Consider the following 649-nt stretch of genomic DNA (forward strand, 5'->3'; position numbering starts at 1 on the left):
GCGTNANATCNTNCTGTGGGCCGTACGCTGNTACTGCAAATACGGCATCAGTTACCGTGAGCTGCAGGAGATGCTNGCTGAACGNGGAGTGAATGTCGATCACTCCACGATTTACCGCTGGGTTCAGCGTTATGCGCCTGAAATGGAAAAACGGCTGCGCTGGTACTGGCGTAACCCTTCCGATCTTTGCCCGTGGCACATGGATGAAACCTACGTGAAGGTCAATGGCCGCTGGGCGTATCTGTACCGGGCCGTCGACAGCCGGGGCCNCACTGTCGATTTTTATCTCTCCTCCCGTCGTAACAGCAAAGCTGCATACCGGTTTCTGGGTAAAATCCTCAACAACGTGAAGAAGTGGCAGATCCCGCGATTCATCAACACGGATAAAGCGCCCGCCTATGGTCGCGCGCTTGCTCTGCTCAAACGCGAAGGCCGGTGCCCGTCTGACGTTGAACACCGACAGATTAAGTACCGGAACAACGTGATTGAATGCGATCATGGCAAACTGAAACGGATAATCGGCGCCACGCTGGGATTTAAATCCATGAAGACGGCTTACGCCACCATCAAAGGTATTGAGGTGATGCGTGCACTACGCAAAGGCCAGGCCTCAGCATTTTATTATGGTGATCCCCTGGGCGAAATGCGC

1 protein-coding gene is annotated in these 649 nt (G+C 54.1%); it reads left to right on the forward strand.

Features of this window, described 5'->3' with window-relative positions:
• Positions 1-649: IS6-like element IS26 family transposase (locus VZP09_RS25000; RefSeq protein WP_442910130.1), on the forward strand; the 649-nt coding region annotated here is incomplete at both ends.

This window comes from Klebsiella sp. EMBS2024 (assembly GCF_036233805.1).
GTDB classification, from domain to species: domain Bacteria; phylum Pseudomonadota; class Gammaproteobacteria; order Enterobacterales; family Enterobacteriaceae; genus Klebsiella; species Klebsiella pneumoniae.